The organism is Pandoraea communis, from assembly GCF_902459745.1.
Lineage (GTDB): Bacteria > Pseudomonadota > Gammaproteobacteria > Burkholderiales > Burkholderiaceae > Pandoraea > Pandoraea communis.
The window spans coordinates 668489-686173 of sequence record NZ_CABPSJ010000002.1 but is presented as its reverse complement, the minus strand read 5'-3'; the positions used below and the strand labels follow the sequence as shown (position 1 = coordinate 686173).

Below are 17685 nucleotides of genomic sequence, written 5' to 3'. Positions count from 1 at the left end.
CTGCGCGCGGAACTCCCGATCATCGCGGTTTTGCGCGGGGCTCGCAAGGCAGATCAGGGGGCATGTGAAGCGTAATGCCGACTGCCGGACGTTTTTCGCGTGTCGAACCGGGATGGAGGGCTGCGCGTGCACTGTAACCGGCCGTAACAACCATTTTTTGCGGCAACGCGGGAATAAGCACGATTCAACTCGCGTTATGCAATCATCTCCACTGTATTTTCAGGATGTCCGACGTGAGTGCCTCACCTCCCCCAGTTTCTTCCGTGTCTGCTCGCAAGCCCGGCGTGACGTTGTATGAAGACGTCAGGTACACCCGTGTGGCGATGCTGCTGCATTGGGCTGTCGCATTGTTGATGCTCGGCAATGTCGCCATCGGTCAGACAGTCGCGTTGCTGTCCGATGCCACGCTCGAGAAGATCGACGTGCGCTTCTGGATCGATCTGCACAAGTCCATCGGCATCACCGTGCTGGGCCTCGCGATACTGCGCATTCTGTGGCGTGCGACGCACCGTCCGCCGGCACTCTCGCAAGTCTTTGCTTCGTGGGAGCGTGCAGCCGCGCATCTGGTGCATTGGTTGCTGTATGTCGTCATCTTCGCGCTGCCGCTCTCGGGCTGGGCGCACGACTCGGCGTGGGTGGCGGCATCGACGCACCCACTGGTGCTGTTCGGCAGCGTGCCGTTCCCACGCATGGGTTTCCTGATGGCCATGAACGATGCGAGCAAGGACTACTGGCACGGGCTGCTGGGTAACGTTCACACCTACTGCGCCTATAGCTTGTACGTGCTGCTGGCGTTGCATATCGGTGGTGCGCTCAAGCATCAGTGGATCGATCGTCACCCGGTGCTCGGCCGGATGCTGCCGTGAGCACCGGCATGACGATGAAAGCGTCGCGGCTCGACGCGGCACGCGAGGCGCACTCGCCGCGCTTCACGCTGCCGCCGACGCCGTTCGCGAGTTGGTTCGTGCATACCGGTGTGGCGGTGCTGTGGTGCCTGTTGTTCGCGCAGGCGTTCTTCCTCAAGGGGGTGTTCGCCTGGGGGACCGGGGTGGCCTACGTCGTATATGACACGGCGCTGCTCGCGTTCGTGTTTTGGCAGGCATGGCGTCTGATGCGTCCCGATCCCGAGGAGACAGCGGCGCTGGCGAGTCACGATGCCGCCAACGTTCGGTTGACGCTCGGCGTCGTGGTCGCGGCGCACAACGAGGCGGCTGCACTGCCGGTGACGTTGCGTGCGCTCATGGCGGGATGCAGGGTGCCCGACGCTATCGTCATCGCCGACGACGGATCGCAGGATGGCACGGCGGCGCTGCTTACCGGTGAATACGGTCTCACGGACCCTGGCCAGGGGGGGCTCAGTGCGCCGAGCCGCCGCTACCCGAATCTGCGATGGCTGCGCGTGCCGCACGGTGGCAAGGCGCGTGCGCTCAACGCGGCGCTGGTCGGCATGGAGACGGACGTCGTGATGACGGTCGATGCCGACACGTTGCTCGACATCGGCGCGTGTGCCGCGATGCACGACGCGTTTGCGCGTCGCCCGAAGCTGGTGGCGGCGACCGGTGTGCTCACCCCGGTGTGCGGCAACACGGCGAGCGGGCGTGTGTTGCAGTTTTTCCAGACGTACGAGTACATCCGCAACTTCGTTTCGCGCTTTGCCTGGATGCGCGCAGACGGCCTGCTGCTGATCTCGGGGGCGTTTGCCTGTTTCCGCCGCGAGGCAGTGCTGGCCGTGGGCGGATTCGACCCGGCGTGCCTGGTCGAGGATTACGAACTGATCCATCGCCTGCGCCGTTATTCGGTCACGCATGGGCTGGGATGGGAGGTTCGCGTGGTGGGCGGTGCGCAGGCGATCACCGACGCCCCGGGCACGCTGACGAGTTTCCTTCGTCAACGGCGTCGCTGGTTTGCGGGGTTTCTCCAGACGCAATACTGGTATCGCGATATGGTCGGCAACGGCCGTTACGGCAATCTGGGACGTTGGATGCTGCCGGTGAAGGCATTCGACACGCTTCAGCCGATCTACGGTCTTACCGCTTTCGCGCTGCTGGTGACGTTCGTGTGCGAGGGGCATTACGGTGTGGTGCTGCCGGTGTCGGGCATCATCCTTGGCAAGATCGTGCTCGATCTCGGCTTTCATCTCTGGTCGGTGCACGCCTATCGGCGCTGGACTGGGCGCCGCACGGGCACGAGCCTCGGGCTGGCGTTTTTCGCGGCCGTGCTGGAGCCGTTTTCGTTCCAGTTGATGCGTCACACGGGGGCAGCGCTGGGGTGGGGCCATTTCCTCACCGGACGCCAGCGTTGGGGAGTTCAGGTGCGACGCGGTATCCTGTCGAGCGAGCGCGAGACGGAGGTGTCTCGCGACAGGTGATTTTCCGGCAGTGTCCTTTTTCCGATGATTCGATCTTCGATGTGGTTGGCCATGGTGTGCGCGCTCGGCGGTGTGTTGAGTGCCGGGTGCAGCGCGCCCGAGCGCAGGCCGTCCGGTCCCGACTATGCCGCACTGGGAGGCGCGGCTGAAGTGCGTGGCGACTGGGATGGCGCGCGACGCGCCTTCGGGCAGGCGGTACTGGTGGCCGATCAATCGGGCTGGCCGGCATCGCAACGCGCGGCCATTCACTTCGACTACGGCCGGGCGCTGGGCGTGACCTGCTACTACACCGAGGCCGAACGAGAGCTGAGCCTCGCTTACGATCTCGATATTCTGACAGCCCGTTATCGGTATCCGGCACTCATCGAGCTGGCGCGGCTGTCGCTGGTGCAGCGGCAATTTTCACAATCGGCGAAGTACTTCGGCCGGGCGCTGGGTTCGCTCGATCGCATGGAGGCGGCGCGCAAGGTGCCGTACGCGTACGTCGAGGTACTCGACGATTACGCGCTGGCGTTAGGCGGCGCGGGCGATGCCGAAGCCGCCACCCGCATCATTGACCGTGCGGCGAAGGTGCGCGCCGGTCTGGACGACGCGCCACCGGGGCAGGCGAGTTCGCGCACGCCGTACGGCGCGCATTGTGGCCAACTGGCGGCGGGGGCACGATGAACTTCCTCCGCGTTCCCCTGGAAAGCGCCGGCGACTTCGACGAAATCATCGATGTTCGCACCCCGCTCGAATTCGCCGACGACCACATCCCCGGCGCCATCAATGCGCCGGTGCTCAGCAACGAGGAACGGGTAATCGTCGGCACGATGTACAAGCAGGTGTCCCCATTTGATGCCTCGCGCGTGGGCGCGGCCATGGTCGCGCGCAACATCGCCACGCATCTCGAGACGACTTTCGCCGACCGGCCGCGCAATTGGCGTGCGCTCGTCTATTGTTGGCGAGGCGGCATGCGTTCCGAGTCGATGACCGTCATCATGAACAAGATTGGTTGGCGCGCACGCCAGCTCGAAGGCGGTTACAAGGCCTACCGGCGTGATGTCGTGGCGTCGCTCGACGCGCTGCCGCCCACGCTTGATTACATCGTGCTGGCGGGGCACACGGGCAGCGGCAAGACTCGCCTGCTGCATGCGCTGGACGACTCAGGGGCTCAGGTACTCGATCTCGAGGCGCTCGCCATGCATCGCGGTTCCGTGCTGGGCGCAATGCCGGACGTGCCGCAGCCCTCGCAGAAATCGTTCGATACCGCGTTGATCGGCGCGTTGCGTGGTTTCGACCCGAAGCGGCCGGTGTTCGTCGAAGCGGAGAGCCGCCGGATCGGGCGCATTACCCTGCCCGAGTCGCTGATGACTTCGCTGCGCGGCTCGACGGTCTGTGTCGAGGTGAGCGTTTCTCTCGAGGAGCGTGTCGATCTGTTGCTGCAGGAGTACGGCCATTTGTTGGCGTTGCCGGGCCACTTCCGCACACAACTGCTTCGGCTGGTGCCGCTTCACGGACGCGCCGTCATCGATCAATGGCTCGCGTTGTTCGACGCTGGACAGCAACGAGAACTGTCGGAAGCGCTCATCACGAGACACTACGATCCCGCGTATTCGCGAAGCGCTCGAAAGATGCTGCCGGGGCTGGCGACAGCCATCCCGTTCGGGTTCCATCCGGGGGCGCAAGACCTGCGCGCGCAGGCGCAGGCCTTGCTCGCACTCATTTCACCAGCAGACAGATCCGGGTGCGCAACTGCGCCGGAGGCGTCGAGCGGGGATCGTTGAGATATTGCTCGAACATCGGGAAGTCGGCGGGCTCCAGGCCACTGTTTGGCAGCCATTCCGAAAACAGCCACTGATAAGGCCGGTTCATCTCGTTATACGGCCCGGTGTACGTCAATACCGCACAGCGCCCGGCGGGAATCTCGAAGCGTTCCAGATCCTTGCCGACATCGGCGCCGGCGGGTACGGACACGCCCGCTAATGAACGCAATTGTTCGACGGGTACCTGTTCGGGATCGTCGAGGTAGACCCCGAAGCCGGTGGCGTCGGGGTGGGCCAGCCCGTGGGCCGACGCGAGCATGAACGCGCGCACGAACACGGGGCCGATTTCCTGATAGCTGCCGCTGTGCTTGAGCACGGCGAGGGTTGTGGCGGGGAACGACTCGACGGCGATCGGATACATGATGAGCTCCTTGGGATCGATGGGGCCGGAGCGAGCGTCGCGGTAGCGTCCCGGCGGCATGCCGAAGAACGTGCCGAAGGCCCGGTTGAAGGCCGCATCCGACGCATAGCCGGCCCGCGACGCCACAACACGCATCGAATCCTCAGACCCGGCCAATGCCACCGCCGCACGATGCATGCGAATGCGCTGCACCGTGGCGTTCACCGTCTCACCGAGCAATGCGCGGTAGATCCGATGAAAGTGATACGGCGACAGACATGCCAACTCCGCGAGGTGGTACAGATCCGGCGTACTGTCCGGATGACTGGCAAGCCATGCCAGCACGGGCTCCATGCGTTGGGCATATCGAAGACGGGTCTCGGGTTTCATTTGCGCTCCTTGGACGCCAATGTATCGTCGGACGATTTGCCGATTTTGCGATTTATGGGGTTGGGCTATCGCTGTTGGCCAAGCGTGTCTCAATCGTGCGGTGTGTCAGGCAAGGGCTGTGCAAGCGGGGCCGCTGGCTCAATCGCCGAACTGCTCGATCATGCGCTGCTTCGTATAGTCGACGAAGGCTTTCGCGAGTTGCGAGGGCGGGTGCTGTGTCGAGGTGACGAGCGAGAAGCCCGATAAGACGGTCGGCTCGAACGGTTTGACGACGACGCGCCCCGCGGCATACCGGGCCGTGATCTGATCGATGATCGCCACCCCCGCGCCGTGTTGCACCAGCACGCAAATCGCTGCGGACAATTGCGACTCCGCACTCATCACCCGGTCGATCTGCCGCTCGGCGAAGATGCGGTCGATATACATCCGCCCATCGAATTCCTTCGGATACGACACAAACGACTCGTCGCGCAAATCTTCGGGATGGATCACATCTCGGTTAGCGAGGCGATGGCCGAGCGGCAGGATGCACCGCATGGGGGCACGGTGCAGCGTCTCGACGTTCACGCCGGCATGGGTGAGCGGATGGGCGATGAAACCGACGTCGCAACGGCGCCCGACCACCATATCCACCACGATGCTCGACGCGTGAATCAGCAGCGTGGTGCTGACACCCGGATGCTCGCGCATGAAGCCGGTCAAGGTCCTCGGCAGGAATTCCAGCGCGAGGGCAGGCGCGCCTGCGATATGCAGCGAGCCGCGCCGCAGCGACTTGATCTGCTCGGCGGTTTGCGCAATGCGGTCGATGCCCGCAAACGAGCGCTCCACTTCCTCGAACAGCACCAACGCTTCGGGCGTCGGGTTCAACCGGCCGTTGATTCGGTCGAATAAGGAAAACCCTACGTCGGCTTCCAGATCGTTGATCAGGCGCGTGACCGCCGGTTGCGAGATGTGAAGCATGTCGGCCGCGCGGGTGACCGTCTGGCGCAGGATCAGCGCGCGAAATGCCTCCAACTGCCGGATCTTCATCGAAACCTCATCTGCACCACCCCCATAACATTTGCGTATGGTTGGGTTAAAAAAAGTGATTTGACGGTGAGTGTGTCGAAAATGACTCTACGAAAACCACGCAATAGTTTGATTTTTTTCGTAATGCCGGGCCATAACATCACATAACACTGCATCACGCAAGGAGCTTCTCGATGAAGACTGTCGTTCCCCAAACGCTTCGCAAGCTTGGCCGCGCCGCCGTATCGATCGGTGCTGCCGGACTGGTACTCGGTGCCACGACCGCTTATGCCGACACGACGCTGTACGTCGGCGCCTATGGCGGTTCGTTTGAACAGATGCTCAAGAAGGACGTCATTCCCGGTTTCGAACGGGCGAACCCCGGCACCAAGGTGGTGATCGTGCCGGGCGATTCGACGACGACCCTCGCCAAGCTTCAGGCGCAGAAGGGCAAGGCCGGCATGGACGTGGTCTTCCTTGACGACGGTCCGATGTATCAGGCCATCCAGATGGGCTTCTGCGGCAAGCTCGCCGACGCACCGGTTTATCAGGATCTTTACGACATCGCGAGATTCAAGAGCGGCAATGCCGTGGCAGCCGGGCTGATCGCGACGGGGATCGCCTACAACACGCGTCTGTTCCAGTCGAAGGGCTGGCCCGCGCCAACGTCGTGGAAAGAGCTCTCCGATCCGAAGTACAAGGGCAAGCTCGTGATGCCGAGCATCAAGAACACCTACGGCTTGCATGCGTTGCTCGTCGAGTCGAAACTCAACGGCGGCAGCGACGCCAACATCGATCCGGGTTTCCGTGAGATGGAGAAGATTGCGCCGAACGTGCTGTCGTTCGATCCGTCGCCGGGCAAGATCGCCGAGCTGTTCCAGGCGGATGAAGTCGGCATCGCCGTATGGGGCAACGGCCGCGTGCAAGCGCTGCGTCAGCAGGGCATTCCGGTCGAATTCGTGTATCCGAAGGAAGGCGCGGTAGCCCTTAGCATGGCGATGTGTGCAGTCGATAAGTCGGCCAACGACGCGCTTGCGCAGAAGTTCATTCAGACGATTCTCTCGCCGCAGACGCAAGCCATCCTCGCCGAAAGCCAGGGGGTTGCGCCGTCCAACAAGAAGACCCAACTGTCGATGGCCGTTGCGGCACGTGTGCCGTCGCCCGCGCAGATCGACAAGCTCGTACGTGTCGACTGGGACATCGTCAATGCCAAGCGCGCCGAGTGGACGCAGCGCTGGAACCGTCAGATCGAGCGTTAAGGCGCAAGGGATCACAAGCGTCATGAGCACTCCATATTTGCGTCTCGAGCAACTCGGCAAACGCTTTGGCGACACCGTCGCGGTCGAGGGCGTCGATCTTTCGATCGAGCAGGGCGAGTTCATCTCCCTGCTCGGCCCGTCCGGTTGCGGCAAGACCACCACGTTGCAGATGATCGCCGGGTTCGTCGCCCCGAGCACGGGCCGCATTCTGCTCGAGGGCCGCGACCTCACACCGGTGCCGCCGGAAAAACGCGGCCTCGGTATCGTGTTCCAGAGCTACGCGCTGTTTCCGCACATGACCGTGGCGCAGAACGTGGCTTTCGGTCTCGACATGCGCCGCGTGGACCCTGCGCAGAAGCAACGCCGTGTGCAGGACGCTCTGGAGCTGGTGCACCTCGGCCAGCATGCGCAGCGCTACCCCCGCGAACTCTCGGGCGGTCAGCGTCAGCGTGTGGCGCTCGCCAGGGCGCTGGTGATCGCGCCGCCCGTGCTGCTGCTCGACGAGCCTCTGTCGAACCTCGACGCGAAGCTGCGCGAGCAGATGCAGGACGAGTTGCGCGCCATTCAGCGCAAGGTCGGCACGACCACCATCATGGTCACGCACGATCAGGCCGAGGCGCTCGCCATCAGCGATCGCGTGGTGTTGCTCAACGCCGGACGTGTGGTGCGTATCGATACGCCGCACGACGTATACGAAGACCCGCAGGCCACGTTCGCTGCGCACTTCATCGGGCAGACCAATCTCATCACCGGTCACCTCGACATGCGCGGCGGCGTGGCCGTGCTCGATGCGCAAGGGCACCGGCTCGCCGTGTCGCCTGCGCACGCGGGCCCAGTGTTGGCGGGCGGCGCGAGTGGGGCAACCGGGGCGAAGGGGGCGAGCGGCCCGGCAACGTTCAGCTTGCGGCCCGAGCGCATTCGCCTGACGTCGGCGACGGCGGGCCGGCTCGCCGGCCGCGTGGGGCAGCGTAGCTTCCACGGCAATCACTGGGTGCTCACGGTGTCCACGGCGCTCGGTGAACTGCGAGTGCTCGTATCGAATGACGGTGTCGTTGCCGCGAACGATGGCGAGGCGGTAGGGCTCGATTGGGCCGATGACGCGCTGCGTCTCGTGCAGGAGGGCGCATGAACGCCGCGACGTCTAGGCCATCGGGCGTCCCCGCCGTGCCGGACGCGAATGCGGCCGCGACGGTCTCGCCCGAGATCGCCAGCCAGCGGCGGGCCGCCTGGGCGCTGGTCATGCCGGCGACGATTTATTTCCTCGTGCTGCTGGCGGTGCCGCTCGTACTGACGTTCGTGCTGAGCCTGCATGGTTTCGATCCGAATCTGGGGGGGATTCTGCCGACAGTCTCGTTGCAGCACTATGTCGACATTCTGACGGACAGCTATTTCTACGAGATCTTCCTGCGCACGTTGCTGCTGTCTGTTGGTGTGACGCTTCTGTGTGTGCTGGTCGGTGTGCCCGAGGCATATTTCCTGTTCCGCATGCGCGATCCGTGGCGTTCGCTCTGTCTGGTGCTGGTGCTCGGGCCGCTGCTGATCTCGGTCGTCGTGCGCACGCTCGGCTGGTCGATCTTGCTAGGGCGTGAAGGGCTCGTGAACGCGGTGCTCGTGAAGCTGGGGCTCGTCGATCATCCGTTGCAGATGCTCTTCACGATGGGCGCGGTCACGGTGGCGCTCGTCCACGTGCTCGTGCCGCTCATGGTGCTGTCGGTGTGGACCTCGCTCACCCGGCTCGACCCGGCGGTGGCGCACGCCGCGCGCTCGCTCGGTGCAGGACGCGCGACGGTGATGTGGCGCGTGGTGCTTCCGCAGATTACGCCGGGCATTCTCTCGGGCAGCCTGATCGTGTTCGCGCTGACGGCGAGCGCCTTCGCCACACCTGCGCTCATTGGTGGACGCCGCCTGAAAGTCGTAGCGACCACGGCTTACGACGAATTTCTCGGCACGCTGAACTGGCCGCTGGGCGCTGCCATCGCCATCGTGCTGCTGATCGTCAATGTGGCCATCATCAGCGGGTATAACCGCGCACTCGAGAAGCGCTTCACGCGTCGTCTCGGCTGAGGAGGAGGGCATATGAATCGGCAAGATCCTCAGTACGACCGTAACGGTGCGGTGGCGCTCGCGTTCCATGTGCTGTTCCTCGTCTTCATCCTCGCGCCGCTGGTCGTGGTGTGTCTGGTCGCGTTCACGCCGGACAACTTCCTGTCGATCCCGACGGCGCACTTTTCACTGCGTTGGTTTTCGTCGTTGATGGGCGATGAGGACTTCCAGTCGGCGCTGCGCACAAGTCTGTGGCTGGGTGTGACATCGGCCAGCGTGTCGACGGCGTTGGCGGTGCCCACGGCGATGGGGCTGGCACGCTACCGTTTCCCGGGGCGGGATGCGATCAATTCGTTCTTGCTCTCGCCGTTGATGATTCCGCCGGTGGTATTGGGCATTGCCCTCCTGCGGCTGTTCACGCTGCTCGATATGGGCGGATCGTTCGTGAGCCTCGTGGCTTGCCATGCGCTGCTGATCTTCCCGTACGCGCTGCGCCTTATCATGTCGGCGCTCGTCGGGCAGGCCGACGAAGCGGAGCGTGCAGCGCGCTCGCTCGGCGCAGGACGCTGGACGACATTTCGCCGCATCACGTTGCCGGCGATTCTGCCGGGGGTGGCGGGCGGCTGGGTGCTGGCGTTCATCAACAGTTTCGATGAGCTGACGGCCACGATCTTCGTCACGTCGCCCACGACGATCACGCTGCCGGTGCGCATCTACATGAACATGAGCGAGACGGTCGATCCGAGCGTGGCGGCGATCTCGACGCTGCTTATCGGGCTGACGCTGGCGGTGATGTTGCTGCTCGATCGCATCTATGGACTGAACAAGGTTCTGGTTGGAAATCACTAAAACATGCAAAAGACATACGATATCGCTGTCATAGGCGGCGGCCTCGTCGGCATGGCGATCGCCTACGGGCTCGCCAAACGCGGACAACGCGTCGTCGTTTGCGATGGCGAAGATAATTCGCTGCGTGCCGCACGCGGCAACTTCGGACTGGTCTGGGTGCAGGGTAAAGGCAGTACCTGCACGGACTATGCACGCTGGTCGTTGCACTCGGCCAACACATGGCAAGGCTTTGCCGACGAGTTGTTCGCACGCACCGGCGTGTCCGTCGGCTTTCAGCGGCCGGGCGGCTTCAACATCGCGCAAACACCGGAGGAACTGGCGGTCAAGGTCGAAAGCATGCGCAAGTTGCAGGAAGCCGAGCCTGCGCTGGTGTACGAAGTGCTCGATCATGACGCGCTGGCCGAGCGCCTGCCGGCAATCGGCTCCGATGTGGCGGGCGGCATCTATTCCCCGAACGACGGTCACGTCAGCCCGCTGTACACGTTGCGCGCGCTGTTCGCCGCATTTGAACAAGCGGGCGGCGAGTATGCGCCGAACGGGCGTGTGACCGATATTCGTCAGATCGGCAGCGCGTTTCGCGTGAGCACGGGCGATACGTCGTTCGACGCCGGGCGCGTAGTGCTGGCCGCCGGTCTCGGCAATCGCGATCTCGCGCCGATGGTGGGGCTGAGCGCACCGGTTAAACCGCTGCGGGGCCAGATTCTCGTGACCGAGCGCGTCAAGCCGTTTCTCTCGTATCCCACGATCTATGTGCGCCAAACCGTCGAGGGTTCGGTGATGCTCGGCGACTCGGCCGAAGACGTGGGCTTCAACGACGGCGTGACACCGGACGTGCTCGCGGATATCGCGCGGCGCGGCATTGCGCCGTTCCCTTTGCTCAAGAACGTGCGCGTGGTGCGTGCCTGGGGGGCGTTGCGCGTGATGACGGCCGACGGTCTGCCGATCTACGAGGCCTCCGAGGCTTGCCCGGGTGCGTTCCTCGCGACCTGCCACAGCGGCGTCACGCTGGCCGCTGCCCATTGTGAAACCATCGCGCCATGGATTCTCGGCGCGCCGCGTCCCGCGCTTCTGGATCATTTCTATGCCAAACGTTTCGCTGCTTAAGTCGCTGGCGCGCAAGGATAGCGCGACGGTGCGGATATTCATCGAAGGCACCCCGGTTGATGTACCGACCGACATGAATGTGGCCGCCGCCTTGCTCTTGGCGGGCGTGACGGCTTGCCGGACCACGCCCGTGACGGGCAGCGAGCGTGCGCCGTTCTGCATGATGGGCGTGTGCTTCGACTGTCTCGTGGAGATTGACGGTGTGCCGAACCGGCAGGGGTGCATGACACCCGTGCGTGAGGGCATGCAGGTGCGTCGAATGGATGGTGCGAGGAGTGTGGCATGAGCACGAAGATCGTGGATTTGTTGGTGATAGGCGCCGGCCCCGCCGGGTTGGCGGCGGCATTGGAGGCAAAGCGTCATGGGCTCGCGCCGCTGGTGGTCGATGAAAACGGGCTGCCCGGCGGTCAGATCTATCGCAACGTCAGCCGCTCGCCGCTGGCCGACCCCGCGGTGCTCGGACCGGACTATCTGCGCGGACGTGCGCTCGTCGATGCGTTCGCCGCCGCCGGCATCGCTTATTGGCCGCAGACGCTCGCCTGGCAGATCGGCGGCGACAGACGGGTGTCCGTCACGCGGCAGGGCGCGGGCGGCGGAACGCTGCAAATCGAAGCCGGTGCCATCGTGCTTGCGAGCGGTGCGCAGGAGCGGCCGTTCCCCATTCCCGGTTGGACGCTGCCCGGTGTCATGGGCGTGGGCGCAGCGCAAACGCTGCTCAAGGCGTCGGCGCTGGTGCCCGATTCGCCTGCGGTGCTGGCCGGGTGTGGCCCGTTGCTTTATCTGTTTGCGTGGCAACTCATCAATGCCGGTGTCCCGGTGCGTGCCATTCTCGACACGGCTGAGGTCAGCGGGCGACGCGACGCCTTGCGTCATGCAGGCGGGGCCTTGCGGGCGCCGTCGTACCTGATGAAGGGTTTCAAGCTGCTGCGCGCGATTCGTGCAGCCGGTGTGCAGCACGTCAAGCATGTGGAGGCGTTGCGCGTGATCGGTTCCACGCAGGCCGAAGGCATCGAGTATGTCGTGGACGGCCGCACGGCGCGCATCGACACGGCGCTGGTGCTGCTGCATCAGGGCGTGATTCCGAACACGCAGATCACGCGCTCGATCGGTTGCGAGCACGAGTGGGACGAGGCGCAGTTGTGCTGGCGTCCGAAGACAGACGCCTGGGGCGAGACAAGCTTGCCGGGCATCTTCGTGGCCGGTGATGGCGCGGGGATTGCCGGGGCGCTGGCCGCAGAGCCGTCGGGACGGCTCGCGGCCGTCCAGGCCGCCGTGAAGCTTGGCAAACTCGACGACGCGAAGCGCGACTCGCGCACGCTTTCCCTGCGCCGTGAACTGTCGGCGCACACGGCGATTCGTCCGTTTCTCGACGCGCTGTACCGGCCTGCACAAGCCTTCCGCGCACCGGCAGACGACAGCACCATCGTGTGCCGCTGCGAAGAAGTGACGGCGGGAGATGTGCGCCGCATGGCGGGGCTGGGCTGTGTCGGCCCGAACCAGACCAAGAGTTTTTCGCGTTGCGGCATGGGCCCGTGTCAGGGCCGCTTCTGCGGTCTGACGGTCGCGGAGCTGCTGGCGCAAGCTCAGGGCTGCGCGGTGCCGGAAGTCGGTTACTACCGGATCCGTCCGCCGATCAAGCCGGTTACGCTGGGCGAGTTGGCCACTGCGGTCGAGGCCCCCGAATTCCTGAGCGAGCGCGCGGGCTTCCCCAAGTAGGTGAGGCAGGCTCGCGCCTCTCATCTGCTTCTTTTTATTCTCTTTGGAGACGTGGTTAATGAGCGATATTCAACGCCATCACACGAATGCACGGATGAGCCGTGTCGTGGTGCACAACGGAACGGTCTACATCGGTGGCCAGACGGCCGACGATCGCAGCCAGGACATCACCGGACAGACGCAGCAGGTGCTCGCGAAGATCGACGGGTATCTGAAAGACGCCGGTATCGATAAGTCGCGTCTGCTGTCGGCGCAGGTCTGGCTCAAGGACATCGAGTCCGATTTCGCCGGCATGAACGCCGTGTGGGACGCCTGGACGAGCCCGGGCAATACGCCCACGCGTGCCACCGTCGAGTCGCGTCTGGCGGCTGCCGACCTGCTCGTCGAGATTGCCGTGATTGCCGCCGCGAAGTAATCGGCAACACCGAGCGTCGTTTGCACGTTGGGCCCGCAGTTGTCTGCGGGCCCTTTTCATGAGGCGTGCGCCCCGGATTTCGTGATACTCAGGTAAACGCATTGGTGAATTTAATGCGCTCGTTGGTTGGCGTTGCGCGGGGTTCGCAAGAACGCGGTGCAGGCATAATGCGCAGGCCGCCAGGCGATGCCACTTTCCTAAACCGATGACGCCTCAGACGTTGATGAAATGACGGACCAATCGACAGACCAGGCCACGCGCGCCGAATCGCAAAGGGGGCGAGACTTCTCGCGTCGCGTGCTGGGCCTGCGCAGTCTGGGCTGCGCGCTGAGCGCCATCGCCGTTTTCACGGTGTTTCAATCGACGGGGGCGTCGCACCTCGCCTATGGCGTGTGGGCCCTCAACGCCTTCCTCTGGCCGGCCTTTGCCCATGCTCTCGCCATGTCGGCGGTCGATCCGGTCGTGGCGGAGCGTCGCAACCTGTTGTGCGATTCCGCGTTCGGCGGGGGCTGGGTCGTGGCGATGCACTTCAGCGGCGTACCGTCGGCCGTTCTGATCTCGGTGTTGCTGATGCACAATGCATCGGCAGGCGGCTACCGGCTGCTGCGCGATGGCATTCTGAGCATGATGGCCGGCGGTGTACTCGCCGGCATCTTCCTCGGTTTCGTGTTCAGGACCGAGATCGAATTCCCGGAGTTGCTGGCGAGCTTGCCGCTGCTGCTGATCTATCCGACGCTCGTCGGGCTGGCCAGCTTTCGGCTGGCGAAACGTCTCTCGAAAAGTGAGCGCGCATTGCGCCGGATCAGCGATCAGGACGATCTGACGTCGCTGCTCAATCGCCGATCGTGGATGCGGGCGTTGACGAACTGCTATGCCGACAAACGGACCGGCAGGTCGGGGACGGCAAGCATTGCGCTGATCGATATCGACGGGTTCAAGGAGATCAACGATCTCCATGGGCATCTCCAGGGCGATTCGCTGATTCGAATTCTCTCCGACGTGTTGTCGAGAGAATTGGGCCGTCACGACGTGATCGGCCGTTACGGCGGCGACGAGTTCTGCGTTCTGTTCGACGGGCAAGCGGCCGAGAAGGCTCGCAAGAAGCTGGAGCGGGTGTGTGCGGTGTTTGCCGGGGCCACCCGGGGTCTCGACACGTCGGGCAGCGTTACCCTGAGCGTTGGCGTCGCCAATTTCGACGGGGATCTCGTCTCGCCCACCGCGTGGCTGGCACTGGCCGACGGCGCGCTCTACTCGGCCAAACGTTCGGGAAAGGACTGTGTCGTCATTGCGCGTGCCGGCAGCGGGTTAGCAGGGGCCGTGCTGCGGTAGTGACGCGGGGCTCGGCAGCGTGACGGTCGTGAGCGGCACGCGGGCGCGCTCAGCCGCCGCCGTATCTACATCCCGAATTCGCGCAACCCCTCCAGATCGAGAATCGTCAGCACGCCATAGTCCACCTTCACCAGTCCGGCTTGCTCCAACACCTTGAGCGCGAGGTTGACGCGCTGACGCGACACCCCGGCGAGATAACTCAGTTCTTCCTGCGAAATCTGCACGGTGTTGTCGTCGGATGGGTACAGGGTCGGATTGAACATCGACGAGAGCGAACGCGCGACGCGGGCATCGGTGTCGAGCAAGCGTTCGTGCTCGACGGCCGCAATGAACTGACCGAGACGTTCATTGAGTTGAAGTGTCAGAAAGCGGTTGAACGGAATGCTGGTATCGAGCAACCAGTCGAACGTGGCAATCGGCATGTGAGCGACGACCGAGTCGCGCAGCGCCATCACATCGTACTTCCGGATCTCGCGCTTGAGTACCGACCCTTCGCCGAACCATGCGCCCGCAGGTACGCCCGTAAACGTCACGGACTTTCCGCTGGCCGACGCCGTCGCAATTTTCACCAAACCTTCGATGACACCGAACCAGGCGTGCGTGGGGTCGCCCTTGCGGCACACGTAGCCGCCGTTCTCGACAGGCCGCACCTGAATTTCCGCCACCACGCGTTCGCGCTGCGCTGGCGTCAGTCCTTGCGCCCATACGCTGCGCTGCAACAGGGTTTCGAGCGACATATAGGGATTTTCCCTTGATTGTCATCCGGGTGACAAATCCGCCGTGAGCCATGAGGTATCTTCGCCTTGCCTGGTAGCGCCGAGACAAGCATTCATGGCGGTTCGTACACGACGCCGAAGCACAAGTATAGAAGCTGCCGACTGCCGGGCATAGCCGTTGTCGCTCCGTATTGCAGACTTTCGCAGACTCAAGCAGGTCACCGAATAAAAGCGTCGTTCAGAGACGCAACTCGCAATAGAAAACTAGAGAGCGTGCCACACGCACGCGCGCCGACCGAGCCACGCCACTCCCCCTCGACAACCGTCGAATCGTGGCGAGACACAGGAGACAGGCATGCAGGAGCGGACCACTTTCCCGCGTTTATTGCTGGCCCATGCCGCGACGCACGGCGCCCGCACGGCGTATCGGGAAAAAGATCTGGGAATCTGGCAAAGCTGGAGCTGGCAGGAGGCCGCGCATGAAGTCCGGATGCTGGCTTGCGCGCTGGCGGCAGCCGGATTCAAGCGGGGCGACAACCTCGCCATCGTCGGCAATAATCGCGTGCGCCTGTATTGGGCGATGACGGCGGCACAAGCGCTGGGTGGCGTGGCCGTACCGTTGTATCAAGACGCCGTTGCGGCCGAAATGATCCACGTGCTCGAAGACGCCGAAATCGATTTCGCCATCGTCGAAGACCAGGAGCAAGTCGACAAGCTGCTCGAGCTGCGTGAGCACGTGACGCGCCTGTCGCACATCATCTACGAAGACCCGAGAGGGCTGCGTAACTACGACGCCGCAGGTTTGCAGTCGTATGCCGCCGCAGTGGAGCAGGGCCGCGACTTCAACGCCAGACATCCGCGCTACTTTGACGATGCGGTAGCGAGCGTCGATCCGGACGACACGGCGACGATTCTCTACACGTCGGGTACGACGGGGAAGCCCAAGGGCGTTTGCCATTCGCACGCCGGTCTGATCGGCGCCGCGTTTCACGGCAGTGCTTTCGATAGACTCGCCCCCGGCGACGAGGTGCTGTCGTACCTGCCCATGGCATGGGTCGGCGATCACCTATTTTCCTACGCACAGGCTTTGGTAGCGGGCTTCACCGTCAATTGTCCCGAATCGCCAGAGACGGTCGCCACGGACATGCGCGAGATCGGGCCGACTTACTACTTTGCGCCGCCGCGCGTTTATGAAAACGTGCTCACGCAAGTGATGATCCGCATGGAAGACGCGAATCGTTTCAAGCGAAAGATGTTCGCGCATTTCATGGACGTGGCGAACCGGTGTGGTGCGGCGGTGCTCGACCGGCGTCCTGTGCCGCTGCTCGACAGGCTGCAATACGCGCTGGGCAATCTTTGCGTGTACGGGCCGCTGCGCAACACGCTCGGCATGAGCCGGATTCGCACGGCCTATACCGCCGGGGAGGCCATCGGCCCGGATCTGTTCCGCTTCTATCGCGCAATCGGCATCAACCTGAAACAGTTCTACGGGCAGACGGAGACGTGTGCGTACGTTTGTCTGCAACCGGACCGTCAGGTGCGATTCGACAGCGTGGGGCCGGTAGCGCCGGGCATGGAAATCAAGATCGCCGATAACGGGGAAGTGCTGGTGCGCGGTGTGGGATTGCTCAAGGAGTACTACAAGCGGCCCGACGCCACGCGCGAAGCCCTCGACGAGGCCGGATACTTCCGCACGGGCGACGCCGGCATCATCGACGCGGACGGTCATCTGCGCATCATCGATCGTGCCAAGGATGTGGGCAAACTCGCTTGCGGGTCGCTGTTTGCGCCGAAGTACATCGAGAACAAGCTCAAGTTCTTCGCGTACATCAAGGAGGCGGTTGCGTTTGGCGACGGTCGTGATGGCGTGTGCGCGTTCATCAACATCGACATGGATGCCGTGGGCAATTGGGCGGAGAGGCAAAGCCTTGCCTATGCAGGGTATGTCGACCTCGCCACTCATTCACGTGTTGCCGAACTGATTCTGGGGTGTGTGGACGCCGTGAATGCGGATCTCGCCAAAGAGCCGGCATTCTTGGCGGCGCAGATTCGGCGCTTCGTGATCCTGCATAAGGAACTGGACCCGGACGACGACGAACTCACACGCACGCGCAAGGTGCGTCGCGCGTTCATCGCGCAGAAGTACGACGTGCTGGTCGATGCGTTCTATTCGGGCAAGTCGACACAGTTCATCGAGACGCGCGTGAAGTTCGAGGATGGGCGCGAGGGCAGCGTGAGCGCCACGCTCACGATACATCCCGCGCGCGTGGTCGGTGCCCGCTCGCCCGTCGACGACCCTGCGCCTGTGAAATTGCGCTGCGCCGCCTGACATTCGCAACGGCC

Annotated in this window: 17 protein-coding genes; 14 read left to right on the top strand and 3 right to left on the bottom strand. The window is 63.7% G+C overall.

Going from position 1 to position 17685, the window contains the following annotated elements:
• Positions 1-323: 323 nt before the first annotated feature.
• From PCO31110_RS09590 to mnmH, 4 genes are read left to right on the top strand one after another with little or no spacing between them, the layout of a single operon-like run.
• A complete protein-coding gene (locus PCO31110_RS09590; RefSeq protein ID WP_246189805.1) occupies positions 324-866 on the top strand; it encodes a cytochrome b in 543 nt (180 codons plus the stop codon).
• Positions 867-874: 8 nt separating this feature from the next.
• Positions 875-2368: a glycosyltransferase family 2 protein gene (locus tag PCO31110_RS09585; protein ID WP_370855826.1), complete on the top strand. Its 1494-nt coding sequence runs from the start codon at positions 875-877 to the stop codon at positions 2366-2368.
• 39 nt (positions 2369-2407) lie between these two features.
• The gene (locus tag PCO31110_RS09580; RefSeq protein ID WP_150690254.1) at positions 2408-3034 is read left to right on the top strand and encodes a tetratricopeptide repeat protein; all 627 of its coding nucleotides are present in this window, start codon (positions 2408-2410) and stop codon (positions 3032-3034) included.
• A complete protein-coding gene (mnmH, locus tag PCO31110_RS09575; RefSeq protein WP_150690253.1) occupies positions 3031-4134 on the top strand; it encodes a tRNA 2-selenouridine(34) synthase MnmH in 1104 nt (367 codons plus the stop codon). Before PCO31110_RS09580 ends, mnmH begins: the two co-directional genes overlap by 4 nt.
• Here the strand turns inward: mnmH and PCO31110_RS09570 are convergent.
• Together PCO31110_RS09570 and PCO31110_RS09565 are read right to left on the bottom strand one after the other, a co-directional pair.
• Positions 4070-4903 (bottom strand): AraC family transcriptional regulator, encoded by an 834-nt coding sequence (locus PCO31110_RS09570; protein WP_010806213.1) that lies wholly within the window; start codon positions 4901-4903, stop codon positions 4070-4072. The genes mnmH and PCO31110_RS09570 overlap by 65 nt on opposite strands.
• Positions 4904-5041: 138 nt before the next feature.
• The gene (locus PCO31110_RS09565; protein ID WP_010806212.1) at positions 5042-5932 is read right to left on the bottom strand and encodes a LysR substrate-binding domain-containing protein; all 891 of its coding nucleotides are present in this window, start codon (positions 5930-5932) and stop codon (positions 5042-5044) included.
• 173 nt (positions 5933-6105) lie between these two features.
• Here PCO31110_RS09565 and PCO31110_RS09560 point away from each other — a divergent pair, with 173 nt between their 5' ends.
• The 9 genes from PCO31110_RS09560 to PCO31110_RS09520 all read left to right on the top strand — a co-directional run bounded on the left by PCO31110_RS09560 (position 6106) and on the right by PCO31110_RS09520 (position 14626).
• On the top strand, positions 6106-7170 hold the full coding sequence (locus PCO31110_RS09560; protein ID WP_150690252.1) for an ABC transporter substrate-binding protein: 1065 nt from the start codon (positions 6106-6108) through the stop codon (positions 7168-7170).
• Positions 7171-7192: 22 nt separating this feature from the next.
• Positions 7193-8299, top strand: coding sequence for an ABC transporter ATP-binding protein (locus PCO31110_RS09555; RefSeq protein WP_150690251.1), 1107 nt, complete (start codon positions 7193-7195; stop codon positions 8297-8299).
• Positions 8296-9234, top strand: a complete 939-nt coding sequence (locus PCO31110_RS09550) for an ABC transporter permease (RefSeq protein WP_010806209.1) — start codon at positions 8296-8298, stop codon at positions 9232-9234. Before PCO31110_RS09555 ends, PCO31110_RS09550 begins: the two co-directional genes overlap by 4 nt.
• A gap of 12 nt (positions 9235-9246) precedes the next feature.
• Entirely contained in the window at positions 9247-10062 is an 816-nt protein-coding gene (locus PCO31110_RS09545) for an ABC transporter permease (protein WP_150690250.1), read from the top strand.
• A 3-nt stretch (positions 10063-10065) separates the two neighbouring features.
• Complete coding sequence (locus PCO31110_RS09540) at positions 10066-11166, top strand: NAD(P)/FAD-dependent oxidoreductase (protein WP_150690249.1); 1101 nt, start codon at positions 10066-10068, stop codon at positions 11164-11166.
• Complete coding sequence (locus PCO31110_RS09535) at positions 11144-11452, top strand: (2Fe-2S)-binding protein (RefSeq protein ID WP_010806206.1); 309 nt, start codon at positions 11144-11146, stop codon at positions 11450-11452. Before PCO31110_RS09540 ends, PCO31110_RS09535 begins: the two co-directional genes overlap by 23 nt.
• Positions 11449-12882: an FAD/NAD(P)-dependent oxidoreductase gene (locus PCO31110_RS09530; protein ID WP_150690248.1), complete on the top strand. Its 1434-nt coding sequence runs from the start codon at positions 11449-11451 to the stop codon at positions 12880-12882. Before PCO31110_RS09535 ends, PCO31110_RS09530 begins: the two co-directional genes overlap by 4 nt.
• Positions 12883-12940: 58 nt before the next feature.
• Positions 12941-13297 (top strand): RidA family protein, encoded by a 357-nt coding sequence (locus tag PCO31110_RS09525; RefSeq protein ID WP_010806204.1) that lies wholly within the window; start codon positions 12941-12943, stop codon positions 13295-13297.
• A gap of 228 nt (positions 13298-13525) precedes the next feature.
• Positions 13526-14626, top strand: coding sequence for a sensor domain-containing diguanylate cyclase (locus tag PCO31110_RS09520; protein WP_150690247.1), 1101 nt, complete (start codon positions 13526-13528; stop codon positions 14624-14626).
• 65 nt (positions 14627-14691) lie between these two features.
• On the opposite strand, the gene panV is transcribed toward PCO31110_RS09520, so the two are convergent.
• Complete coding sequence (gene panV / locus PCO31110_RS09515) at positions 14692-15363, bottom strand: pandorabactin biosynthesis transcriptional regulator PanV (RefSeq protein WP_010806202.1); 672 nt, start codon at positions 15361-15363, stop codon at positions 14692-14694.
• A gap of 334 nt (positions 15364-15697) precedes the next feature.
• Between panV and PCO31110_RS09510 the strand changes: the two genes are divergently transcribed.
• The gene (locus PCO31110_RS09510) at positions 15698-17671 is read left to right on the top strand and encodes an AMP-dependent synthetase/ligase (protein ID WP_010806201.1); all 1974 of its coding nucleotides are present in this window, start codon (positions 15698-15700) and stop codon (positions 17669-17671) included.
• Positions 17672-17685 lie beyond the last annotated feature (14 nt).